The sequence below is a fragment of the Cellulomonas sp. FA1 genome (assembly GCF_000986825.1).
In the GTDB taxonomy this organism is placed as follows: domain Bacteria; phylum Actinomycetota; class Actinomycetes; order Actinomycetales; family Cellulomonadaceae; genus Cellulomonas; species Cellulomonas iranensis.
Map to the genome: position 1 here is coordinate 1,566,069 of NZ_LBMY01000001.1, position 24,126 is coordinate 1,590,194.

The 24,126-nt window shown below is 75.3% G+C and carries 18 protein-coding genes; 12 read left to right on the plus strand and 6 right to left on the minus strand.

Translation table 11 applies throughout. The features are described from left to right. Window positions 1-16: 16 nt before the first annotated feature. A complete protein-coding gene (locus GY42_RS06995; protein WP_046528786.1) occupies window positions 17-1,336 on the minus strand; it encodes a sensor histidine kinase in 1,320 nt (439 codons plus the stop codon). Between the two features lies 1 nt (window position 1,337). Further along, complete coding sequence (locus GY42_RS07000) at window positions 1,338-2,060, minus strand: response regulator transcription factor (RefSeq protein WP_046528787.1); 723 nt, start codon at window positions 2,058-2,060, stop codon at window positions 1,338-1,340. Window positions 2,061-2,255: 195 nt separating this feature from the next. Between GY42_RS07000 and GY42_RS07005 the strand changes: the two genes are divergently transcribed. The 5 genes from GY42_RS07005 (at window position 2,256) to GY42_RS07025 (ending at window position 11,900) form a co-directional block, all read left to right on the plus strand. Then, window positions 2,256-3,554, plus strand: coding sequence for a sensor histidine kinase (locus GY42_RS07005; protein ID WP_046528788.1), 1,299 nt, complete (start codon window positions 2,256-2,258; stop codon window positions 3,552-3,554). Next, complete coding sequence (locus GY42_RS07010) at window positions 3,551-4,285, plus strand: response regulator (protein WP_046528789.1); 735 nt, start codon at window positions 3,551-3,553, stop codon at window positions 4,283-4,285. Before GY42_RS07005 ends, GY42_RS07010 begins: the two co-directional genes overlap by 4 nt. 149 nt (window positions 4,286-4,434) lie before the next feature. Beyond that, window positions 4,435-5,271 carry an ABC transporter ATP-binding protein gene (locus GY42_RS07015; protein ID WP_046528790.1) on the plus strand — a complete coding sequence of 279 codons (837 nt, stop codon included), beginning with the start codon at window positions 4,435-4,437 and terminating at the stop codon, window positions 5,269-5,271. Further along, window positions 5,271-7,817: an ABC transporter permease gene (locus GY42_RS07020; protein ID WP_046528791.1), complete on the plus strand. Its 2,547-nt coding sequence runs from the start codon at window positions 5,271-5,273 to the stop codon at window positions 7,815-7,817. The genes GY42_RS07015 and GY42_RS07020 overlap by 1 nt, the downstream gene beginning before the upstream one ends. 132 nt (window positions 7,818-7,949) lie before the next feature. Next, a complete protein-coding gene (locus tag GY42_RS07025; RefSeq protein WP_046528792.1) occupies window positions 7,950-11,900 on the plus strand; it encodes an FtsK/SpoIIIE domain-containing protein in 3,951 nt (1,316 codons plus the stop codon). Window positions 11,901-11,947: 47 nt separating this feature from the next. Here the strand turns inward: GY42_RS07025 and GY42_RS07030 are convergent, their stop codons facing one another. Continuing rightward, window positions 11,948-12,349 (minus strand): hypothetical protein, encoded by a 402-nt coding sequence (locus tag GY42_RS07030; RefSeq protein ID WP_046528793.1) that lies wholly within the window; start codon window positions 12,347-12,349, stop codon window positions 11,948-11,950. Window positions 12,350-12,955: 606 nt separating this feature from the next. Here GY42_RS07030 and GY42_RS07035 point away from each other — a divergent pair. Next, on the plus strand, window positions 12,956-13,204 hold the full coding sequence (locus GY42_RS07035; RefSeq protein WP_013117620.1) for a WhiB family transcriptional regulator: 249 nt from the start codon (window positions 12,956-12,958) through the stop codon (window positions 13,202-13,204). A 237-nt stretch (window positions 13,205-13,441) separates the two neighbouring features. Here GY42_RS07035 and GY42_RS07040 read toward each other — a convergent pair whose 3' ends face one another. Further along, window positions 13,442-14,923: a sensor histidine kinase gene (locus GY42_RS07040; protein ID WP_046530661.1), complete on the minus strand. Its 1,482-nt coding sequence runs from the start codon at window positions 14,921-14,923 to the stop codon at window positions 13,442-13,444. A gap of 143 nt (window positions 14,924-15,066) precedes the next feature. Here GY42_RS07040 and GY42_RS07045 point away from each other — a divergent pair, with 143 nt between their 5' ends. The 6 genes from GY42_RS07045 (at window position 15,067) to GY42_RS07070 (ending at window position 21,887) form a co-directional block, all read left to right on the plus strand. Further along, the gene (locus GY42_RS07045; RefSeq protein WP_046528794.1) at window positions 15,067-15,588 is read left to right on the plus strand and encodes a DUF2505 domain-containing protein; all 522 of its coding nucleotides are present in this window, start codon (window positions 15,067-15,069) and stop codon (window positions 15,586-15,588) included. A 335-nt stretch (window positions 15,589-15,923) separates the two neighbouring features. Next, window positions 15,924-17,234 (plus strand): ABC transporter substrate-binding protein, encoded by a 1,311-nt coding sequence (locus GY42_RS07050; protein WP_046528795.1) that lies wholly within the window; start codon window positions 15,924-15,926, stop codon window positions 17,232-17,234. A 148-nt stretch (window positions 17,235-17,382) separates the two neighbouring features. Then, window positions 17,383-18,423 carry a carbohydrate ABC transporter permease gene (locus GY42_RS07055; protein WP_046528796.1) on the plus strand — a complete coding sequence of 347 codons (1,041 nt, stop codon included), beginning with the start codon at window positions 17,383-17,385 and terminating at the stop codon, window positions 18,421-18,423. Beyond that, window positions 18,420-19,337, plus strand: coding sequence for a carbohydrate ABC transporter permease (locus GY42_RS07060; protein WP_046528797.1), 918 nt, complete (start codon window positions 18,420-18,422; stop codon window positions 19,335-19,337). Before GY42_RS07055 ends, GY42_RS07060 begins: the two co-directional genes overlap by 4 nt. A gap of 130 nt (window positions 19,338-19,467) precedes the next feature. Continuing rightward, window positions 19,468-20,508 carry a LacI family DNA-binding transcriptional regulator gene (locus GY42_RS07065; protein WP_046528798.1) on the plus strand — a complete coding sequence of 347 codons (1,041 nt, stop codon included), beginning with the start codon at window positions 19,468-19,470 and terminating at the stop codon, window positions 20,506-20,508. Window positions 20,509-20,600: 92 nt separating this feature from the next. Continuing rightward, window positions 20,601-21,887 (plus strand): Glu/Leu/Phe/Val family dehydrogenase, encoded by a 1,287-nt coding sequence (locus tag GY42_RS07070; RefSeq protein WP_046528799.1) that lies wholly within the window; start codon window positions 20,601-20,603, stop codon window positions 21,885-21,887. 114 nt (window positions 21,888-22,001) lie between these two features. On the opposite strand, the gene hemQ is transcribed toward GY42_RS07070, so the two are convergent. Together hemQ and GY42_RS07080 are read right to left on the minus strand one after the other, a co-directional pair. Continuing rightward, entirely contained in the window at window positions 22,002-22,709 is a 708-nt protein-coding gene (hemQ, locus tag GY42_RS07075; RefSeq protein WP_046528800.1) for a hydrogen peroxide-dependent heme synthase, read from the minus strand. A 49-nt stretch (window positions 22,710-22,758) separates the two neighbouring features. Next, the gene (locus GY42_RS07080) at window positions 22,759-23,928 is read right to left on the minus strand and encodes a ferrochelatase (RefSeq protein WP_236686738.1); all 1,170 of its coding nucleotides are present in this window, start codon (window positions 23,926-23,928) and stop codon (window positions 22,759-22,761) included. Window positions 23,929-24,126: the final 198 nt, after the last annotated feature.

The following is a 24,126-nucleotide window of genomic DNA, read 5'->3' on the forward strand; positions in this document are numbered from 1 at the left end:
GCGCGCACCTGCGCGATCAGCGACGCCTGTCGCGCCGCACGGAGACCACGGCGCCGCGCGGGAGCACCACGTCGGGACGCAACGACGCCGGGACGCCTGACAGGAAGAGCGCGAACACGGCCGGGCGGCGCTGCGCGAGCTCGAGCCGGCCACCGTCGGCGTTCGCCAGGTCGCGCGCGAGCGCGAGCCCGAGACCCGTGCCGGCCCCCGAGGTGACGTCGCGCTCGAAGATGCGGGACGCGAGGTCGTCGGGCACGCCCGCGCCCTCGTCGCCGACCTCGACCACCACCGCGTGGGACGACCCGCCGGCGCGCGCCCGCACCGTCGTGGTGCCGTCCCCGTGCTTGAGCGAGTTCTCGATGAGCGTCGCGAGCACCTGCGCGAGCGCGCCCGGGGTCGCGAGCACCTGCGTCGACGGGTCGACGTCGACCACGAGACGACGCCCGGCCGCCGCGAAGGTGGGCGCCCACTCCTCCTCCTGCTGGTGCACGACCTCGACGAGCGGCACCGCCTCGGTGGTGCCGCCCTGCGCGCGGCGCGAGCTGGCCAGCAGGTCGTCGACCACGCGCACGAGGCGCTCGACCTGCTCGAGGGAGATGCGCGCCTCCTCGCGGACCTCCTCCTCGCCCGCCGCGAGCATGATCTCCTCGAGCCGCATCGACAACGCGGTCAGCGGCGTGCGCAGCTGGTGCGACGCGTCGGACGCGAACTGCCGCTCGGCGGCGAGCCGGCCGGCCATGCGGTCGGCGCTGCGCGCGAGCTCGGCGGCCACGAGGTCGATCTCCTCGACGCCCGACGGCTCGAGCTGGGGCCGCACCTGCCCGGACCCCAGCTGCTCGGCGGACGCCGCGAGGTACACGAGCGGCGCGGCGAGCCGGTTGGCCTGCCAGATCGCCATCGCGATGCCCGCGGCGAACGCGACCACCGCCGCGACCACGACCAGGGCGATGACCTGCACCGACGGCCAGAAGACGTCCCACCAGGAGACGTACAGCAGGACGGTCGCGCCCGTGTCGGACGTGTCCTGGACCGTGAGCCGCCGCCCGTCGACCGCCGGACCGGCCCGGTACGTCTCGCCGTCGGCCGTGCGCACGACCACGGTCGCGGCGATGTCGCCGCCGCCGCCGGTGTACGGCTCGAGCATGCGGTTGGACAGCGCGATCTCGCGCTCGACGCGGAAGTCGACGGTCCGCGCGACCGAGACCGCGCGGACCTCGAGGTTGCGCACCTCGTTCTCGCGCACCAGCTGCGCCCCCAGGAAGGCCAGCGGGAAGCCGAGCAGCACGACCGCGACGGTCACCGCCGCGATGGTCGCCTGCAGGACCCGACGACGCACGTCAGACCTGGTCGAACGGGCCCGGTGGCGCGACCTCGGGCGCGGCGCCGCCGGTCTCGAAGCGGAAGCCCATGCCGCGCACGGTCGTCACGTAGCGCGGGGCGTTCGCGTCGTCGCCGAGCTTGCGCCGCAGCCACGACACGTGCATGTCGAGGGTCTTGGTCGACCCGGTCGGGTCGGAGCCCCACACCTCGCGCATGAGCGTCTCGCGCGCGACGACCGTGCCGGCCGCGGCCACGAGCACCCGCAGCAGGTCGAACTCCTTGGCGGTGAGGTGCAGCTCGCGCTCGCCCTGGAACGCGCGGTGCGCCGCGACGTCGACGCGCACGTCCTGCGCGTGCAGCTCGTCCTCGTCGGCCGGGTCGCCGACCGTGCGCCGCAGCAGCGCCCGCACGCGGGCGAGGAGCTCGGCGAGCCGGAACGGCTTGGTCACGTAGTCGTCGGCGCCCGCGTCGAGGCCCACGACGAGGTCGACCTCGTCCGCGCGGGCCGTCAGGACCAGGACCGGCGTCGTCAGCCCCTGCGCCCGGATCGCCCGGGCGACGTCGAGGCCGTCCATGTCGGGCAGCCCGAGGTCGAGGACGACGAGGTCGGCACCGGCCGCACCGTCGATCGCGCCTTGACCCGTTCCTTGCACGCGCACGTCGTAGCCTTCACGCCCCAGCGCGCGCGCCAAAGGCTCGGCAATCGCGGGGTCGTCCTCGGCCAGCAGCACCTGGGTCATTCCGCCATGCTAGGTCACGTACTCCCCTCTCCCGCCAGCCCCAGGTCCCCGACGCGCCGAGAGGATCCACGCCGCGACGCCGGCCGCGGCCCGCGTCGCCGCCGCGCCCGCTGCACCCGTGGACGGACGCCGCCCGGCCGCACGATCAGCCCGCGGGCGCACGACCGCGGCCGTGACGCCGCCTACGCTCGTGGGATGTCGTGGTGGGACCGGATGTGGCAGTGGGAGGACCAGCACCGCTTCGGCGTCGACCTCACGATGGCGGCCCTGCTCACGGTGGTCCTGGTGCCGCCGTCGATCGGGCTCGTGGCGAACCAGTTGTCGGACCTGCCCGCGTTCGTCGTCTCGCTGAGCACGTTCGGCATGGTCGTGCCGCTGGCCTGGCGCCGCACCCGCCCCGCGGCGTCCGTCGCGATCGTCTACACGTGCGCGCTGCTGCACCTGGTCGCGCGGGTCCCGATGGTCCCGACGGACTTCGTGGTGCCCTTCGCGCTGTACTCGGCCGCGCTGCACGGCCCGCGCTGGGCGCACCGCACCGCCATGGCGGGAGCACTCGTGGGGTCGGCGGTCCTGGGCGGCATGATCGGCATGCCGTACTCCCCCGGCATCGCCGTGTTCATCGCGATGTTCGCGGGCAGCCTGTTCCTCGTCGCGTGGGCGTTCGGTCTCGTCCGGCGCAGCCGTCGCGAGCACCTCGAGGCGCTCGTCGACCGCGCGCAGCGGCTCGAGGTCGAGCGCGACCAGCAGGCGATCATCGCCACGGCCGCCGAGCGCGCGCGCATCGCGCGCGAGATGCACGACATCGTGGCGCACAGCCTCTCGGTGATCATCGCGCAGTCCGACGGCGGCCGGTACGCGGCCGTGCACGACCCCGACGCGGCGACGCGCGCGCTCGGCACGATCGCCGAGACGGGCCGCGCCGCGCTGACCGACATGCGCCGCCTGCTGGGCGTGCTCCGCGAGGCCCCGGCACCCGCGACGGCGGGCGCCCCCGGCGTCCTGCCGACCGCGACCGCCGACGACGCGCCCGACGTGCGCGCCTCGACCGCCACCGTGACGCCCCAGCCCTCGGTCGAGGACGTCGAGCACCTCGTCGCGCAGATGCGCGCGAGCGGCATGCGCATCTCCCACGTGCGGCTGGGGCAGCCGCGCCACCTGCCGCCCGGAGCGGGGCTGACGATCTACCGGATCGCGCAGGAGTCCCTCACCAACATCCTCAAGCACGCTGGCCCCGACCCGTCCGTGACGGTCATGCTGCAGTGGCAGCCCACGGCCGTCGCGCTCGAGGTCAGCGACGACGGCCGCGGGGCGTCGGCCGGCACCGACGGGCTCGGGCAGGGGCTGCTCGGGATGCGCGAGCGCGCGACGATGTTCGGCGGCACCGTCACCGCGGGGCCCCGCCCCGGCGGCGGGTTCCGCGTGCGTGCGACGCTGCCCACACCCGGCGCGCCGGGCGAGCCCACCACGACACCTGCGGGAGGATCCCCCTCGTGAGCACCCCGAGCAGCGGCACCGTCCCGCCCGTCCGCGTCGCGCTCGTCGACGACCAGCAGCTCGTCCGCGCGGGCTTCCGCATGGTCATCGACTCGCAGCCCGACCTCGAGGTCGTCGTCGAGGCGGGTGACGGCGCGCAGGCCGTGCGCGCGCTGGACCCGGCGGCGCGCACCGCGACCGGGCCCGTCGACGTCGTGCTCATGGACGTCCGCATGCCCGCGATGGACGGCCTCGAGGCGACCGAGCGCATCGTGGCGAGGGCGACGCCCGAGCTGCCGGCCCCCAAGGTCATCGTGCTCACGACGTTCGACCTCGACGAGTACGTGCTCGCCGCGATCCGCGCCGGCGCGAGCGGCTTCCTGCTGAAGGACGCACCGCCCGAGGAGATGCTGGCGGCGATCCGGACCGTGCACCGCGGCGACGCCGTGATCGCGCCGTCGAGCACGCGCCGGCTCCTCGAGCACCTGGTCACGGCGCTGCCCGAGGACGAGGCGGCCGCGGCGGACCACCCCGCGCACCAGGCGGTCGCGCAGCTGACGGACCGCGAGCGCGAGGTGCTCGTGCTCATGGCGCGCGGCCGCTCGAACACCGAGATCGGGCAGGACCTGTACGTCGCCGAGGCGACGGTCAAGACGCACGTGGGCCGCATCCTCGCCAAGCTCGGCGCGCGCGACCGCGTGCAGGCGGTCGTCACCGCGTACGAGACCGGGCTGGTCCGGCCCGGGGCCTGACCCGCGGGGCCGCAGGTCCGCCCCCTGGTCGCACTGCCCGTGCGGCCGTGGGATGACGGGGTCGGCCGCAGGACCCACCCACGGCGGGACGCGCCTCGGGGTCGTCGGACGCGAGGCTGGGTGCACACCTTCGAGACAGGAGCACCCCGTTGGACACCTCCGCCCCCCGCCCGCTCGACCGACCGGCCGACGGCACCCCCGCGTCCCGCGCCCGTGCGCTCACCAAGGTCTACGGGTCCGGCGCGTCGGCCGTGCGTGCGCTCGACGGCGTCGACGTCGACTTCGCCACGGGCGCGTTCACCGCGATCATGGGCCCGTCGGGCTCGGGCAAGTCCACGCTCATGCACCTGATGGCGGGGCTCGACGACGCGACGTCCGGCACGGTGCACCTCGGGCAGACCGAGATCACGTCGCTCAACGACGACGCGCTGACGCGCCTGCGCCGCGACCGCGTGGGCTTCGTCTTCCAGTCGTTCAACCTGCTGCCCATGCTCACTGCCGAGCAGAACATCGTGCTGCCGCTCGACCTGGCGGGCCGCAAGCCCGACAAGGCGTGGTTCGACACGCTCGTCGCGACCCTCGGGCTGCAGCAGCGGCTCACGCACCGGCCGAGCGAGCTGTCCGGCGGTCAGCAGCAGCGCGTCGCGATCGCGCGCGCGCTGATCACGCAGCCCGAGGTCGTGTTCGCGGACGAGCCGACCGGCAACCTCGACTCCCGCTCGGGCGCCGAGGTGCTGAGCTTCCTGCGCCGCTCGGTGCGCGAGCTGGGCCGCACGATCATCATGGTGACGCACGACCCGACGGCCGCCGCGTACGCCGACCGCGTGCTCCTGCTCGCCGACGGCCGCATCGCCGGCGACATCGCCGACCCGACGCCCGAGTCGGTGCTCGCGGGCCTCGAGGGCCTGCGCGTGCTCGAGGCGCCGGCCGGCACGCCGACCGGCGCGACCCCCGTGGTCCAGGCCCCCGCGGGGGGGCTGCGCTGATGCTGCGCCTCACCCTCGCCCAGATGCGGCGGAGCCTGCCCCGGCTCGTCGCGGCGGGCATCGCCATCGTGCTCGGCTCGGCGTTCGTGACCGCGACGCTCGCGGCCGGCGACGCGATCACGCGTGGCGGGTACGACTCGATCACGGCGCGGTACGGCACGGCGGACCTCGTGCTGCTGTCGGACTCCGGTGAGCTGACCGGTGCGGCGGAGCGCGTGCGCGACGTCCCCGGCGTCCGCGCCGCCGACCCGCTGCTCGCGAGCTGGGCGCGCTTCGAGAGCGGCCGCCGCACGGCCTCGCAGACCGTCGTGCCCGCACCCTCCGACCCCGGGCTCGCGTCGGTCGAGGTCGTCGACGGCCGCGCACCCGCGGCGCCCGGTGAGGTCGCGATCCCCGCACCGACCGCGGAGCGCCTCGGCGTCGGCGTCGGCGACACCCTGACCACGAGCTGGACGGTGTGGCCAGAGACCGCCGACACGGTCGACGCCGCCGGGACGGACGAGCCGCAGACCGACCCGGAGCCCGTCGACATGACGGCCGAGCTCACGCTCGTCGGACTGGTCGACGACCCGCGCGGGGCGTGGGCGGGCTACGGCGGCGCCGGGCTCGCGACGTTCGAGGACATCGCGCGCTGGAACGGCGCGGACGACCCGTCGGAGCTCGCGGTCATGGGCATGACCGTGGCCGTCGACGGCGACGTCGAGCAGGTGCGCACGGCGCTCGCGAGCGCGTTCCCGGACGGCGAGGTGCTGACGCGGGACGAGGCGGCCGAGAAGACCGTCAAGGAGTACACGGGCGGCGGCAACGCCATCATGATGCTCGTGCTCGGCTTCGCGGCGGTCGCGCTGCTGGTCGCGGCCCTGGTCATCTCGAACACGTTCCAGGTGCTCGTCGCGCAGCGCACGCGCATGCTCGCGCTGCTGCGGTGCGTCGGCGCGCGCCGCGGGCAGCTGCGCACGTCGGTGCTCCTCGAGGCCGCGATCCTCGGGGTCGCGGCGAGCGCGACCGGCGTGCTGCTGGGTCTCGGGCTCGCGCAGGGCGCGCTGTCGCTGCTGGCCCGCTCGCAGGGCGGTGTCCCGCTGCCCACGACCGCGCACCCGACGGTCGCGAACGTGCTGCTGCCGATCCTGGTGGGCACGCTGGTCACCGTGGGCGCGGCGTTCGTGCCGGCGCGTGCCGCGACCCGTGTCGCCCCCGTCGCCGCGCTGCGCCCGGCCGACGCGCCGAGCGTGCGGGCGCGCCCGGGCAGGATCCGGTTCGGCTTCTCGCTGCTGCTCACCGTGGGCGGCCTGGGTGCGCTCGTGGGCGCGGTCCTGCTCGCGCGCAAGGGCATCGGCGTCGACAGCATGCTGCCGCTGGCCGTCGGCGTGCTCGGCGGTGCGACGTCGTTCGTCGGGCTGCTGGTCGGTGCGGCGCTGTGGATCCCGAAGGTCGTGTCGGCCGTCGGCCGGCCCGTCGCCAGGATCTCGACGAGCGCGCGGCTCGCCGCCGCCAACACCGTGCGCAACCCGCGCCGGACCGCCGCGACCAGCACCGCGCTGGTCATCGGCGTGACGCTCGTGGTGATGATGACCACGGGCGCGACGTCGGCGCAGGTCTCGCTCGCGCGCGAGTTCGACGAGCGCGGGCCCGTCGACCTCGTGGTGCAGGGCTCCGACGGCGAGGCGTTCCCCGAGGACATGGTGCGCAAGATCGCCGAGGTCGACGGGGTCGCCGAGGTCGTGCCGACGCGCAGCGCGGTCGTCCAGAGCGAGAAGGAGGCGCCCGTGCAGGCGTTCGTGGTCGACGCGAGCGCGGCGCACCTGCTGCGGGACGCCCCCGCGGCCGACGCGATCGCCGCGGGCCGCAGCGTCGTGCCGGCGTGGTTCGCGGACGCGACCGGGTCCTCGGCGACCATGACGGGCCCGGGCGGCAGGACGCAGACCGTCCCGGTGACGACGCGCGGGGTCGACGACCTGCTGCTGACGCCCGAGGCGGCCGACCTCGTGGGGCTTCCGGACGCGGCGAGCTCGGTGCTCGTGCGGCTGTCCCCGGGTGCGGACGCCGCGCGGACGATGCTCGACGTGAACGACCTGCTCGTCGAGCAGGACGTGGTGCTGACGAGCTCGGCCGCGGAGCGCCAGAGCAACGAGCAGATCATCGAGGTGACGCTCGCGGTCGTCATCGGACTGCTGGGCGTCGCGGTGATCATCGCGCTCGTCGGCGTCGCGAACACGCTGTCGCTGTCGGTGATCGAGCGCCGCCGGGAGTCGGCGACGCTGCGTGCCGTGGGCCTGTCGCGACGCGGGCTGCGCTGGATGCTCGCGACCGAGGGCATGCTCATCGCGGGTGTCGGTGCACTCATCGGCACGGTGCTCGGTCTGCTCTACGGCTGGGCGGGGGCCGCGACGGTGTTCGGCGAGTTCGGCGACCTGCGCCTGCACGTCCCGTGGGCGCACGTGGCCGTGGTCATGGTCGTCGCGCTGCTGGCGGGGCTCGTGGCCTCGGCGCTGCCGGCGCGGTCGGCCGCGCGGACGCCTCCCGTGGCGGCCCTCGGCGTCGACTGAGGGTCCGGTGCCGCGACGGGTGGAGGGCCCTGCGCGGCACCGAACCGACCACGGCCCGGTGCGGGAAGACGTCGTCCACGTCGTCCCGCACCGGGCCGTGGTGCGTCACGCCGCGCGCGCGACGCTGGCGACGTGCGCCTCTCGCTGTCCTCGCCCCTCGACGGCCCCGACGAGCTCGACGTCGACGTCCTGCCCGGTCTGCCGCTGGACGACCTGCGACGCCACCTCGCGGTGCTCACGGGCGACGCCGGGTGGGCGGGCCCCGGGGTCGCGCTGACGGTGGACGGCCACGCGCTCGCCGACGACCACCCCGTCGGCGCCCCGCCGCTGCTGCCCGGCGCGCGGCTCGCCCGTGGGCACGACCCGCGCGCGGCCTCCGACGGGCTGGCCGAGGCCGTCGCCGCCGACGCGCACGTCGCGGTCGTCGCCGGGCCCGACGCGGGTCGCGTGCTCGCACTGCCCGACGGCGCGCAGATCGCGGTCCGCGGCCCGCACGGCCCGAGCACGCCGGGCCGACGGCACACCTGGCGGACGCCCCCCGGCCCGGGCGCCACCCTGGTCGTCGACGACCCGACGCTCACCGGCCTGGTGCTGCGGGTCCGCCGTCGCGGGCGTCGCGTCAGGGTCCGCACCCGTCGTGGTCCGCGCCCGCGCGGGGACGTGACGACGCTCGGTGCGTCGACGCGCCCGTCGGCGCGGCGGCTGCCGGGACCGCCGGGCGGCGCGGCGTGGCGCGCCGACCGCCCGCTCCGCGTGGGGGCGTCGGTCCTCGAGGTCCGCGGACCGGGCGTGGCGCCGCCGCCGGGCCGCCGCCGGCGGCTCCCCCCGTGGGCCTGGACCACCGTCGCCTCGACCGCCGGTGCGGTCGGCCTCGCGGTGGCCATGCGTCAGCCGCTGCTGCTCCTCACGGCGGGCGTCGGGCTGCTCGCGCTCGTCGCGGCCCTGCGGACGCCGGACGCGCCGCGCGGTGACCGCGGCGGCACGGACGACGACACGGAGGATGGCGCGCCCCCGGCGCACGCTGCCGACGAGAGCCGCCCCGCACGGGACGTGGCCGCGCTGCGCGTCGCGACGGCGGCCGCGGTGCGCGGCCGCCCCGCCCCCGTGCCCGGCGACCGCCGCTCGTGGCCGGCCGACCGCGCGATCGCGCTGGTCGGGCCACGCGCGGCGGCACTGGCGACCGCGCGCGCCCTGGTGCTGCGCAGCCTGGGGGCCGCGACGAGCACCTCGCTCGTCCTGCGCGGTCCCGCCGGGTCTGCCCCGGGTGACGACTGGGCCTGGGCCCGCTGGTGGTACCCGTCGCACGACCTCCCCCGTCCCGATGCGGACGCCCTCGTCGTCGTCGACGGCGCGGGCCGCGACCTCGCGGGGTGGTGGGCGTCGACCGGACCGCGCACCCTGCTGCTCCTGGTCGTGCCTCCGGGCGAGCGGGTCCCCGCCTGGGTGCCGACGGTCGTCGCCCTGCCGTCGCGCCCGCACGCGTGCGACGACGCGCGACGGCGGCGAGCGCCCCGACCGGCGGCGTGCGTCGAGCCGGGCGTGGAGGGGGTCTCGCGCGGGGTCGCCGACGCGCAGGCGCGTGCGGCCGCCGCGCTGGCGTGGCGGAGCGCGGCGGCCGGGCGGACCGTCGGGCCCGACGACGGGTCCCTGACGGCCGGGCCCCCGGTGGCACCGCACGACGACGGGGCGGCCCCCGTGCTCGGCGCGCTGCCGGGCCTGCCCGCCGCGACCGCCGACGCCGTGTCGAGCGCCTGGCTCCGCGGCGCCCGCCGGCACCGCCCGGTCGCGAGCGTCGGCGTCGACCCGGGGGCGCCCGCCGCGGGACCGGTCCGGCTCGACCTGATGCGCGACGGGCCGCACGTGCTCGTCGCGGGCACCACGGGGTCGGGCAAGTCCGAGCTGCTCACGACGCTCACGCTCGCGCTCGCGCTGACGCACCCGCCGGAGCGCCTCGCCCTCCTCCTGGTGGACTTCAAGGGCGGCACCGGGCTGGGCCCGCTCGCGGGTCTGCCGCACGTCGTGGACCACGTCCACGACCTCGACGTCGCGTCCGCACGCCGCACCCTCGCGGGCCTGCGCGCCGAGGTGCGTCGCCGCGAGCAGCTCCTCGCGGCGTCCGGGCGCACCGACGTCGCCGACCTCGACCCGGCCGACCCGGCGACACCCGGCCGCCTCGTCGTCGTCGTCGACGAGCTCCGCGCGCTCGTCGACGACCTGCCCGAGGCGGGAGCCGCGCTCGCCCGCCTCGCCGCGCAGGGCCGCGCGCTCGGCGTGCACCTCGTGCTCGCGACGCAGCGTCCCGCCGGTGCCGTCCCTGCCGACCTGCGGGCCAACGTCAACCTGCGGATCGCGCTGCGCGTCGCGGACGAGGCCGACTCGCGCGACGCGCTCGGCGTCCCCGACGCCGCCGCCCTGGACCCGGCGGCGCCCGGCCGGGCGCTGCTGCGCGTCGGCCGGCGTCCCGCCGTCGCGGTCCAGGTCGCGCGTGCGCGGCACGGTCGCGCGCCGGCACCGGTCCGGCTGGCCGGTCGCCCGGGCGGCACGTGGCGACCCGACGCCGCCCCGGGCGCCGTCGACGACGTCGCGGCCTGGGTCGCCGCGTGCCGCGCGGCGGCCGGGGAGCGCGGGCCCGGCGTGCCGTGGACCCCGGCGCTGCCCCGGCACCTGCCGGCCGACGCCGTGGGTGCGCCCGCGCGCGACGACGGGCTGCTCGTCGCGGTCGCCGACCTGCCCGACGAGCAGCGCCGTGCCGAGGTCCGCTGGCGGCTCGACGCCGGGCCGCTGCTCGTGCTGGGCGGGCCCCGGTCGGGCCGCTCCACCACGCTGCTCACGGCCGGCACGCACGCGCTGCACGCCGGCGCCTACGTGCACGCCGTCGGGCTCCCCGACCGCGCCGTCGCGGGCCTGCACGCGGCCGCGGCCGGAGCCCTCGGCACCGTCCTGCCCCTGGACGACCTGCACCGCTGCCTGCTGCTGCTCGACCGGCTCGCGCACCCGCACGAGCCGGCGGGAGCGCCGCAGGTGCTCCTGCTCGACGGCCTCGACGTCCTCCTCGAGGACCTCGCCAGGCACGCCCGCGGGCTCGGCGCCGACCTGCTGGCCGCCCTCCTGCGGCGCCCGCCCGCGGGCGTGCACGTCGCCGCGGCGGGGCCGGTCGTCGCGGCGCTCACCCGCCTGCTGGGCACGTTCCCGACCCGGCTCGTCCTGCCCGTCGCCGACCCGGCCCTCGACCCGCAGGCGGGCGTGCCCGCTGACCTGACGGGGCCGCGCACGTGCGCCGGCCGCGCGATCGCGTCCACGCCGACCGGGACGGCCGTCGCCCACGTGGTGACGCCGTCGCGGACGCCGGTGCCGCACGACCACGCGCGCGCGGCACCCCTGCGGATCGCCCTCCTTCCCGAACGGTCGCTCGCACCGGCCGGGGCGTGCGACCGCCGGCTGGGCACGGGTGGGGACGGCGGCGCACCGGTCCTCGTCGACGGCACGCGGCCGCTGCTCGTGGCGGGACCGCCCGGCAGCGGCCGCACCACCACGCTGCTCACGCGGGCGCTCGCCGCCGCCCGAGGCGGCGAGCGGGTCCTCCTCGTCGCGACGCGCGGGCCCGACGCGGCAGCACCGCCCGACCACCCGGGCCCGGTGGAGGCGCCGCGGTGCGTGCCGGCGGACGCGTCGCCCGTCCGTACGGTCGGGCCCGACGCCCTCGCGGACCTGCTCGACGACCCCGGGGGCAGCACGACGGGCGGACCGCTGCTCGTCGTCGACGACCTCGACGAGCTGGAGCGCCTCGCACCCGAGGCCGCCGCGGGCGTCGAGCGCGCGCTGCGCTCGGGGCGGCCCCGCGTCGCCGCGGTCGCGACCACCACCGAGCACGCCGCGACCGCGTTCCGCGGGGTCGTGCCCGCGGTGCTGCGGCACGGTCAGGTGCTCGTCCTCGACCCGCACGGCCCGGCCGCGGCCGACCTGCTCGGCGCGGGGTCCGCGCTGCACAGGGACCCGGGCGTGCGGGTCCCGGGCCGAGGCGTGCTGCGACGCGACCGCAGGCTCGTCCGCGTCCAGGTCGACGACCACCCGCGCACGTCCTGAGCGGACGCGTCACGGGCCGCCGGCCGAGACGCCTCGGTCCGTGCGCCTCAGTCCGTGCGCCGCCCCGTGGACGACGTCGCGGCGACGACGGAGGGGACGAGCAGCGCAGCACCGACGACGACGGCGACGACGACGGGCACGAGCGCGAGCGCTCCCCCGCCGGCACGCCACCAGGTGGTCGCGGCCACCACGACGAACAGCTGGACCGTGAGCACCGGTCCGCGGGGCCAGCGACGCCCGCCCCAGAGCCCGCGGGCAGCACCGACGAGCAGCGCGGCCGCCCCCAGCGCGAGGAGGACGAGGAACAGGACGGAGCCGACGTCGCCCCCGCCACCCAGCGACACGACGCCGACGACGGCCGCCGCCCCGAGCGCGAGCGCCTCGAGGAGCACGAGGCCGCACGCGACGACGAGCAACGGGGGACGCGACGACGACGGAGGCGTGGGCATGCGACGACCCTAGGACGTCGCACCTCGGACGTCGGTCGTCGGACCCGGGTGCGGCGGTCCGGCTCGCACCTGCGCAGCCCCACGACCCGCTCGCGCGGGCCCGCGGCGGGCCTCCAGGAGCGCGCACGCCACGACGCGGCGGGGCCATACCAGATCCGGCACGCCCGCCCGACCACACGTCTCGACGACGCGACCGGGAAAGACGTCCCGGGTCTCGCGTGAACCACGTCACGATCACTCGGGCACGCCTGCGGCCGACCACGCGCGGGCGACCCGGGACGGCGGCGTCGAGGTGACGGCGGGGTGAACGACACAGCGATCTCCCAGGTCACGGGCCTGGACCGGGACGAGTGGCTCTGACCTGGACGTTCGGCCGAGTTCGGCGCGCCGTCACGGCGCGCCCTCGCGACGGGTCACAGCCCGACGACGCGAGAATGTGACCAACGCCTCAGAGGTCACGATGATGAAACGTTGCCGTAACCCTTGTGCGTCGACGGCACCCGGTGTGACGCTTGAGCAAGCACGTTCCCCCCACCACTGACTCCATGCCTGCGGCCGCGCGCTCCCTCGGGGCGCGCCGGGCAGGCGTGCGCCCAAGGAGATCCCATGGACTGGCGCCACCGCGCAGCCTGCCTCGACGAGGACCCCGAGCTCTTCTTCCCGATCGGCAACACCGGTCCGGCCCTCCAGCAGATCGAGGAGGCCAAGGCCGTGTGCCGCCGGTGCGACGTCGTCGACACGTGCCTGAAGTGGGCGATCGAGACCGGTCAGGACGCCGGCGTCTGGGGCGGCCTGTCTGAGGACGAGCGCCGCGCGCTCAAGCGCCGCACCGCGCGCCAGCGCCGCGCCGGCTGACCGTCGCACCGGCGTCGCGCCCCCGCGACGCACCCCCCGCACCACCGACAGGGCCGACCGTTCGCGGCGGCCCTGTCGTCGTCCCGGCGCACGGACGGGCACCGGGCCGGGACGACCGCCCGCGACGGCTCGCACCACGCTCGGCCGTCAGGGCACCTGGCCGTCAGGGCACCTGATCGTGCGGGACCGCCCGGCCGCTCCCCCTTCCGCAGCCCGCGGTCGACCACGACCTCCCGGTCAGGCGACCGTCGCCGCGTCCCGCCCCTGCCGCAGCACGGCCTCGATGACGACCGACGTGCCGCCGCTGTCACCCGACCGCCACACGATCGAGCCGCCCAGCTCGTTGCGGACCAGCGTCGACACGATCTGCGTGCCCAGCCCGGTGCCGGCGCCCTTGCCCTCGGGCAGGCCCGCGCCGTCGTCGACCACCTCGACCCGCAGGCGGTTGCCCTCGCGTTCGACGACGATCTCGACCGTGCCCTGCTCGCGCCCGGCCAGACCGTGCTCGACCGCGTTCGTCACGAGCTCGGTGAGCACGAGCGCGAGCGCGGTGGCGTCCTCGGCCGGCACCGCGCCGAACGAGCCGCGCACCGTGGTGCGGACGTGCGCCCCCGCGGTCGCGACGTCCGCCGCGAGCCGCAGGCTCCGCCCGACGAGGTCGTCGAACGGCACGCTCTCGTCGAGCGTCTGCGACAGGGTCTCGTGCACCAGCGCGATGGTCGCGACGCGTCGCATGGCCTCGGCGAGCGCGTCACGCGCCTCGGGCGAGCTCATGCGGCGCGACTGCAGCCGCAGCAGCGCCGCCACCGTCTGGAGGTTGTTCTTCACGCGGTGGTGGATCTCACGGATCGTCGCGTCCTTGGTGATGAGCTCGCGCTCGCGCCGCCGCAGCTCCGAGACGTCGCGGCACAGCAGGACCGCGCCGGTGCGCTGGGCACCCTCGGTGAGCGGCACGGCACGCAGGGACAGCGCGACGCCGCGCGCCTCGACGTCGACGCGCCACGGCGCCCGCCCCATGAGCACGAGCGGCATCGACTCGTCGACCGTCGCGTCCTGCTCGATGAGGTCCGACGTCACCTCGACGAGCGACCGCCCGACGAGGTCGCCGAGCGCCCCCAGCCGGTGGAAGCACGACAGCGCGTTGGGGCTCGCGTACAGCACCTCACCCTCGGCGTTGAGGCGCACGAGCCCGTCGCCGACGCGCGGCGCGCCGCGGCGCGGACCGGTCGGCGCGTCGGGCGACGGGAACTCGCCCCGCGCGATCATGCCCACGAGGTCGTCGGCGGCCTCCACGTAGTTGAGCTCGAGGCGCGAGGGCGTGCGGGCGCCGCCGAGGTTCGTCTGCCGCGCGAGCACCGCGATCGCCCGGCCGCCGCGCACGACGGGCACGGCCTCCTCGCGCACCGCGTAGGAGCCGAACCAGCGCGGCTCGCGCGAGCGCTGCGGGACCCGCTCGTCCAGGGCGCGTCGCAGCTGCGCACGCTGCCCCTCGGGCGGGTGCGAGCCGACCACGTCGTCGTAGTGCACGGTGGCACCCGTCGACGGGCGGCACTGGGCGATCGCCACGAAGTCGTCGTCGGTCGTGGGCAGCCACAGCACCAGGTCGGCGAAGGCCAGGTCGGACACGACCTGCCAGTCGCCGACCAGGAGGTGCAGCCACTCGAGGTCGGCGGGCTCGAGCGCACCGTGGCGCGCGACCAGGTCGCTCAGCGTGGACACGCGCACCAGGGTACGCAGCGACGGCTAGGCTCGACGCGACGGGTCCACACCGCGGCGACGCACCGGGGGACGGCCACGGCTCGACCCGTCGAGGGGTCCGCGCCGTCGCGCGGCACCGTCACCATCGGCCCGGGGAGCCCGCGGTGCACCTGCACGTGACCATCGACCTGCCCACCGACGCGCACGGCGCCGCGCGCCTGCTCGCCGACCCGGCCTACGTCGCCGCCAAGGTCCGCGAGGCGGGCGCGGTCGACCAGCACGTGGACGTGACCGGCACGGTCGACGGCGCGTTCACCGTGACGACCCGCCGCCAGCTGCCCACGGGTCAGATCCCCGCGCACCTGCGGGCGTTCGTGGGCGACCGGATCGACGTGCGCCAGGTCGAGGCCTGGGAGGCGGCCCACGAGGACGGCGCGCGGGCGGGCACGGTGGTCGTCGAGATCGCGGGCGCACCGGTGCGCGTCACCGGCCGCACGACGCTCGAGCCCGTGGCACCGGGCACGAGCCGGGTCGTCTACGACGGCGAGGTGCGTGCCGCGGTGCCGTTGTTCGCGGCGGCCGTCGAGGAGGCCGCGGGGGGCGCCGTGCGCGCCGCGCTGGCGACCGAGCAGGCCGTCGCGGCGCGGTGGCTGAGCGGTGCCGACGGCCACGCGCAGACCACCTGAGCGGACGACCCCCGAGCGCCCCGCCGGCGAAGGTCACGAACGGCTGAACGCCGTAACGATTGGGTAACGTGGGAGTCGTGGGAAATCGCTGTGACCAGCGACGACGCTCAGGTGGAACCGCTACCACGACCTTGACGCGATCCCCGCTCCTTGACACCTGACCATCTGGCGCAGCAAGGTGTCCCGCAGTGCGTGGGAACGCTCCCGCAATCACGGCGAGAGCGCACCCACGACGGGGCCGACCACCCCACGCACGATGCCCGACGTCGACGACGCGCGGCACCGGGCGGATCGACGTACGGCGGTGTCGCCGTCCGACTGACAAGGGAGTCACAGTGCGCAAGACCACACGCAGGACGTGGGCGCTCGCAGCGGGTGTCATGAGCGTCTCGCTGCTCGCGACCGCCTGCTCCAACGACGGCGGTTCCACCGACGGCGGTTCGACCGACGCCGACGGCAAGGTGACCATCACCGTCGCGACGTTCAACGACTTCGGCTACACCGACGAGCTGCTCGCCGAGTACACCGAGGCGAACCCGAACGTCGTCGTCAAGCAGACGCGGGCCGCGAAGTCCGAGGACGCCCGCACCAACCTCACGACGAAGCTCGCGGCCGGTGGCTCGGGCCTCGCCGACATCGAGGCCATCGAGGTCGACTGGCTGCCCGAGCTCGTCCAGAGCTCCGACGCCTTCGCCGACCTCACGGACTCGGCCGTCGAGGGCCGCTGGGAGGACTGGAAGGTCAAGGCCGCGACGACGGCCGACGGCAAGCTCATCGGCTACGGCACGGACATCGGCCCGGAGGGCATCTGCTACCGCGCCGACCTGTTCGAGGCCGCGGGCCTGCCCTCGGACCGCGAGTCGGTCAAGGAGCTCCTCGGCGGCGACAACGCCACGTGGGACAGCTACTTCGCGGCCGGTCGCGAGTTCAAGTCGAAGTCCCCCGACGTCGCCTGGTTCGACTCGGCGTCGTCCATCTACCAGGGCATGGTCAACCAGCTGGAGAACGCGTACGAGGAGAGCGACGGCACGCCGAAGCCCCTCGCGGACAACGCGGACGTCAAGAAGCTGTACGAGGCCACGCTCAACGCCTCGGCCGACCTCTCGGCGCACCTCGGCCAGTGGTCGGGCGACTGGGACGCCGCGTTCCAGAAGAACGGCTTCGCGACCATGCTGTGCCCCGCCTGGATGACCGGTCCCATCGAGGAGCGTGCCGGCGGCATCACCGGCTGGGACGTCGCCGACGTCTTCCCCGGCGGCGGCGGCAACTGGGGCGGTTCGTACCTGACGGTCCCGTCGACGGGCAAGAACGTCGACGAGGCCAAGAAGGTCGCCGAGTGGCTGACCTCGCCCGAGACGCAGATCAAGGCGTTCCTCAACGCGGGCACCTTCCCGAGCCAGGTCGAGGCCTGGGACTCGGCGGACCTGACGGCCGCGACGAACGACTTCTTCAACAACGCGCCGGTCGGTGAGATCTTCGCCAAGCGTGCCGCGGCGATCGACGTCACGCCGTTCAAGGGCCCGAACTACTTCCAGATCCACCAGACGGTCGGCGACGCGCTGAACCGGGTCGACATCGACAAGTCGGAGTCGATCGAGCAGGGCTGGACGAGCGCGGTCCAGGCGTACGACAACCTGGGTCTGTGACCCACCGGGCCGGCCGGGGACCTGAGACACGGTCCCCGGCCGGCCCTCCGGTGTGACCGCACGGTCCGCCATCTGACGTCCGAGGGTCTGCGGGCACGACGCGACCCTGAGCCCCCGCACGCGGGTCACCACCCCCACGAGGTCCGTCATGTCCGTCAAGTCACCGGCGCCCGAGCGCATCGCGCCCGCGGGCACCCCCCGCGCGCCGCGCCGGGTCGGCTTCTCCCAGCGGCTGTCCCGCTGGGACGTCAAGCTGTCCCCGTACCTCTACATCTCGCCGTTCTTCATCCTGTTCGCCATCACGGGCCTCTTCCCGCTGGTCTACACGGCGTACGTCTCGCTCCACCAGTGGTCGCTGCTGGGCGGGCAGGGCGACTACATCGGGTTCCAGAACTTCACCGACATCTTCGCGCAGCCGGCCTTCTGGCGGTCGCTGCGCAACACGTTCTCGATCTTCCTGCTGTCCTCGGTGCCGCAGGTGCTCGTCGCGATCGTCATCGCCGCCCTGCTGGACCAGAACCTGCGCGCCAAGACGTTCTGGCGCATGGGCGTGCTGCTGCCCTACGTGGTCGCGCCGGTCGCCGTCGGCCTCATCTTCGGCCGCATGTTCGCCGACCAGTCGGGTCTCATCAACGGTGCCCTCGGGTTCTTCGGCATCGAACCCATCCGCTGGCACGTCGACGCGCTCGCGAGCCACGTCGCGATCGCCTCGATGGTCAACTTCCGGTGGACCGGCTACAACGCACTGATCTTCCTCGCCGCGATGCAGGCCGTGCCGCGCGAGCTCTACGAGGCGGCGATCATCGACGGCGCCGGCCGCGTGCGCCAGTTCTTCTCGATCACGATCCCGCAGATCCGCGCCACGATCATCTTCGTCGTCCTGACGTCGACCATCGGCGGCCTGCAGATCTTCGACGAGCCCCGCGTCTTCGACGAGGCGGGCCGCGGCGGGTCCTCCCAGCAGTGGATGACCACCACGCTCTACCTGTACGACGTCGGCTGGGGCACGCAGCGGAACCTGGGACGCGCCGCGGCGGTCGCCTGGCTCCTGTTCCTCATCGTCGTCGTGATCGGCTTCATCAACTTCGCGATCACCAACCGGATCTCGACGTCGGGTGCCGACCGCACCACCACGCGCACCCGTCGCCAGCGACGCGCTGCCGCCCGTTCCTCGAGGAGGTCCGCATGAGCTCCGTCCCCACGACCCGCCAGACGGCGGGCGCCGGCGCCGCGCGTGCAGCCGCCCGTCGGGCCGGCCGCAGCAAGGTCGGCGGGTACGACCGCCGTCCCGGCGTCGTCACGTACGTCCTGCTCGGGGTGGCCGTGCTCATCGGCCTCGGGCCGCTGTACTACACGCTGCTGCTCGGCTCGTCGGACCCGGTCGCGATCGCGCAGAGCTCGCTGCCGCAGCTGCTGCCGGACGCGAGCCTGTTCGAGAACTTCTCGAAGGTCATCAACTCCGACGCGTTCGACTTCTGGAAGGCGTTCGGCAACTCGCTGATCATCGCGCTCTTCACGTCCGCGACGACGGTGCTGTTCTCGACGCTCGCGGGCTTCTCGTTCGCGAAGCTGACGTTCAAGGGCCGCCGACCGCTGCTCGTCTTCGTCATCGCGACGATGGCCGTGCCGACCCAGCTCGGCGTCATCCCGCTGTACATCATCATGGCGAAGATCGGCTGGATCGGGACCCTGCAGGCGGTCATCGTGCCGGCGCTGGTCACCGCGTTCGGCGTGTTCTGGATGACGCAGTACCTCGAGGAGGCGCTGCCCTACGAGCTCATCGAGGCCGCGCGCGTCGACGGTGCGTCGATGTTCCGGACGTTCTGGTCGATCGCCATGCCGGCGGCCCGCCCGGCCGCCGCGATGCTCGCGCTGTTCACGTTCGTCACGCAGTGGACCAACTTCTTCTGGCCGTCGATCGTGCTCAACCAGAGCAACCCGACGCTGCCCGTCGCGGTCCGCCTGCTGCAGGCGAACTACTTCGTGGACTACTCGCTGGTCATGGCGGGCGTCTTCCTCATCACGCTGCCGCTGATCATCCTGTTCGTCTTCGCCGGCCGCCAGCTCGTGGCAGGCATCATGGCGGGCGCCGTCAAGGGCTGAGCCCGACCCGGCCCGGGGCGCTTCCCACGCTCGCCCCGGGCCGGGAGGTAATCTCACGCGTGCGTCACCGCGCGCGAAGCGTGACAGTGCACAGGCACCGTCGCCTGGCAGCAACAGGAGGAAGACCTCGGTGGTCAACAACCTCGGCACGCGGGGCGAGTCGCACCGTCCCGCCGCTCCCACGCTGGAGCAGGTCGCGGAACGCGCAGGCGTCTCGCGCTCCACCGCGTCCCGCGCCATCAACGGTGGCCTGCGGGTCTCCCCCGAGGCGCTCTCGGCCGTCGAGGCCGCCGTCGCCGACCTCGGCTACACCCCCAACCGCGCCGCACGCTCCCTCGTCACGCGACGCACGGACTCGATCGCGCTCGTGGTCCCCGAGCCCGACGAGCGCGTGCTCTCCGACCCGTTCTTCGCGGGCACCCTCAACGGGCTGAGCACCTCGCTCGCGGACTCCGACATCCAGGTCGTCCTCGTCATCGCCCGCCCGGGCGAGAGCGAGCGCACCATCCGCTACCTGCGCAACGGCCACGTCGACGGCGCGATCGTGGTGTCGCACCACCGCGACGACGAGCTCGACCGCGCGCTGCTCGCGTCCGCCGTGCCGAACGTGTTCGTCGGACGCCCGCTGTCGGCGCCGGACGAGCACGTGCAGTACGTCGACACCGACAACACCGAGGGCGGACGCCTCGCGACGCAGCACCTCGTCGACCGCGGCTGCCGTCGCATCGGCACGATCGCCGGTCCGCAGGACATGTCCGCCGGCATCGACCGCCTCGCGGGCTGGCGGCAGGCGATGTCCGCGGCCGGGCTCGACCAGTCCGCCGTGGTGCACGGCGACTTCACGATCGCCTCCGGCGCCACCGCGGCACGCGAGCTGCTGGCGGCCCACCCGGACGTCGACGGCATCTTCATCGCCTCGGACCTCATGGCGGCCGGCGCGCTCGGCGTCATCACCGAGCTCGGCCGCGACGTCCCCGGGGACGTCAAGGTCGTCGGCTACGACAACCTGGGGGTCGCGGCGTCCACGAGCCCGCCCCTCACGAGCGTCATCCAGCCGGTCATCGCCATGGCCCGCGCCGCCGGCGCACGGCTGCTGGACCAGCTCAACGGCGCACCCGCGGGCGACCCGCTGATCTTCGCGCCCGAGCTCGTGGTGCGCGCCTCCGCCTGAGAGGCGGCACCTCAACGACGCCGGTGGCGACGGGCCGTCGCCACCGGCCACGACGACGCGACCGTGCGGCGCGCCCGTGCCAGGGTGGGCCCATGCCTCACGACTACCGCTCCCCCGAGCCCGACGACCCTCCCGCCTCGTCCGCCCCGCTCGCGACCGCGCAGCACCAGCTGGCGCGCGCGGTCGAGATCCTCTCGTACGACGAGGGCCTCCACGAGGTCCTCGCGACGCCGCGCCGCGAGATGCGCGTCGCGGTGCCGCTGCGCCGCGACGACGGCCGCGTGCAGGTCTTCACCGGCTACCGCGTGCAGCACAACATCTCGCGCGGGCCCGGCAAGGGCGGGCTGCGCTACGCGCCCGGCGTCGACATCGACGAGGTCCGGGCGCTCGCGATGTGGATGACCTGGAAGTGCGCGGTCGTCGACGTGCCGTACGGGGGCGCCAAGGGCGGCGTCACGATCGACCCGCACGCCCACTCGGCGGCCGAGCTCGAACGCGTCACCCGGCGCTACACGAGCGAGATCATGCCCATGATCGGACCCGAGCGGGACATCATGGCGCCCGACATCGGCACCGACGAGCGCACGATGGCCTGGGTCATGGACACCTACTCGGTGAACCGCGGCTTCACGATCCCCGCGGTCACGACCGGCAAGCCGCTCGCCGTCGGCGGGTCGCTGGGGCGCCCGACCGCGACGTCGCAGGGTGTCGTCCACACCGCGCGCGCGGCGCTGCGCGCGGACGGCGTGGAGCTGGCCGAGGTCAGCGCCGCCGTGCAGGGGTTCGGCAAGGTCGGCTCGCACGCCGCGCGGCTGCTGCACGAGGCCGGCACGCGCGTCGTCGCGGTGAGCGACCAGTACGGCGGCGTGCAGCGCGCCGACGGGCTCGACGTCCCGGCACTGCTCGAGCACGTCGCGCGCACCGGCACCGTGACGGGGTTCGGCGACGCCGACGCCGTGAGCAACACCGACCTCCTCGCGCTGGACGTCGACGTCCTCGTGCCGGCGGCGGTCGAGGGCGTGATCGACGGCGACACGGCCGGGCGCGTGAAGGCGCGGTGGGTCGTCGAGGGCGCCAACGGGCCGACCACGAGCGAGGGCGACCGCGTGCTCGCCGAACGCGGCGTCGTGGTCGTCCCCGACATCCTCGCGAACGCCGGCGGCGTGGTCGTGAGCTACTTCGAGTGGGTGCAGGCCAACCAGGCGTACTGGTGGACCGAGCAGGAGATCGCCGAACGCCTCGAGCAGCGGATGCTCGCGAGCCACGCGTCCGTGTCCGCGCTCGCCCGCGCGGAGTCCGTGACGCTGCGCGAGGCGGCGCTCACGATCGGCGTGCGCCGGGTCGCCGAGGCGCACCAGATCCGCGGGCTCTACCCGTGAGACGGGGACGGGACGGGGCCGTCGCCGCACACGTGCGGGTGGCACCGTCCCGTCCGGCACCGTCCCGTCCGGCACCGCGGCGCCCGGGACCTCCCGGCGACGGCCGGTCCGGGGTCAGACGCGCGCCAGGCGCTCGACCCACTCCCCCAGCGCGACGCGCGGGCCCGTGTAGAACGGGACCTCCTCGCGCACGTGCAGACGCGCCTGCGTCGCCCGCAGCTCACGCATGAGGTCGACGATGCGGTGCAGCTCGGACGCCTCGAACGCCAGCAGCCACTCGTAGTCGCCCAGCGCGAACGACGACACCGTGTTGGCACGCACGTCGGCGTAGTCGCGTGCCGCGGCGCCGTGCTCGTGCAGCATCGCGCGACGCTCGTCGTCCGGGAGGACGTACCACTCGTAGGAGCGCACGAACGGGTAGATGCACATGTAGTCCCCCGCGGGTTCGCCCGCGAGGAACGCGGGCACGTGCGCGCGGTTGAACTCGGCGGGGCGGTGCAGCCCGACGACCGACCAGACGGGCGTGAGGTGCGCGCCGAGCGCGCTCGCACGCAGCCGGTGGTACGCCGCCTGGACCTGCTCGACGGTCTCGGCGTGCCACCAGACCATGAGGTCCGCGTCGGCGCGCAGGCCCGCGACGTCGTACCAGCCGCGGACGACCAGCTCGGCGTCCGCGCCGACCGCGCGCTCGGCGTCCGCGACGACCGCGGCGCGGGCGGCCGCGTCGGCCGGCAGGGGGGCGTCCACCGCGAACACCGACCACATCGTGTAGCGGATGGTCGCGTTGAGCGTCTCGGCGTCGGGCGTGGGCGTGCTGGTCACGGGGTCTCCGTCGGGTCGTGCGGGCGGTCGGGTGGTGGGCTCGGCGCCGTCAGGACCAGGGGTCCTCGGAGCACGCCGCGGGCAGTCCGGAGGCGACGCCCGCACGCTGCCGGCAGCAGCCCGGCGCGCAGATCGAGCGGAACGGCGGCAGCGCGCCGACCGTCTCTTGCGCGGGGCGGGGCTCGCCGGCGTCGTCGGCGCGTGCGATCGCCGCGCGCTCGAGGAGCAGGTCGACCAGGCCGCGCACGAACGGCTCGCGCACGCCGACCGAGTCGGCACGCACGGCCGTCATGCCGAGCTCGGCGGCCGTCTCGAGGGCCTCGGTGTCGAGGTCGAACGCGACCTCCATGTGGTCGGACACGAAGCCGATGGGTGCGAGCACGACCGACGTGGTGCCGGCCGCGGACAGCGCCTCCAGGTGGTCGTTGACGTCGGGCTCGAGCCACGGCTGGCTCGGCGGGCCCGAGCGCGAGCAGTAGGCGAGGTCCCACTCGACCTCGTGCCCGAGCCGCTCGGACGCCGCGGCGGCGACGCTGCGCGCGACGTCGAGGTGCTGCTCGCTGTACGACGCGCCGGCGACGACCGACGCCTCCTCCATCGTGTCGGGGATCGAGTGCGTGACGAACACGAGACGGGGCCACGCCGCGTCGGCGTCGAACCCCGCGTAGGCCTCGACCACGGCGTCGGTGTTCGCCTGCACGAACCCGGGGTGGTTGAAGTACGAGCGGCACTTGTCGACGTCGACCAGGTGCGTGCCCTCGGGTGCGCCGACCTGCACGCTCAGCGCGTCCAGCGACGACCACAGGTTCTCGCGGTACTGGCGGCACCCGGAGTACGACGAGTAGGCGGACGTGACGAGCGCGACGGCGCGCTGCGCGCCCGCGGCGTGCAGCTCCGCGAGCGCGTCGCGCGTGTACGGCTCCCAGTTGCGGTTGCCCCACACGACCGGCACGTCGAGGCCACGACGGTCGAGCTCGGCGCGCAGCGCGGCCTGCAGCGCGAGGTTCTGCTCGTTGATCGGGCTGCGCCCGCCGAAGTGGTGGTAGTGCTCGGCGACCTCGGCGAGCCGCTCGTCGGGGATGCCCTTGCCCGCGGTCACGTTGCGCAGGAAGGGCAGCACGTCGTCGGGACCGTTGGGGCCTCCGAACGAGAACAGCAGGACGGCGTCGTAGGGCGCGAGGCCGGCCGTCGTGGGCAGGGCGGTGGCGGGGGGCGTCACGGGGGGCACGGTCCGATCATCGCACCGCGTCGCGGGCCGGTCAGGTCGACCGGGCCCGCTCACCACGTGACGTTGTCGCGACGCCGTGTCACCTCGTCGGCCCGCCCGCCGGCGGTCCCACGCCCCTCGGACGCGCCGCGTTTCACCCGCCCCCCGCCACCGCCGCGCGGGCACCTCCGGGTGCAGGGCCGCCCGGCG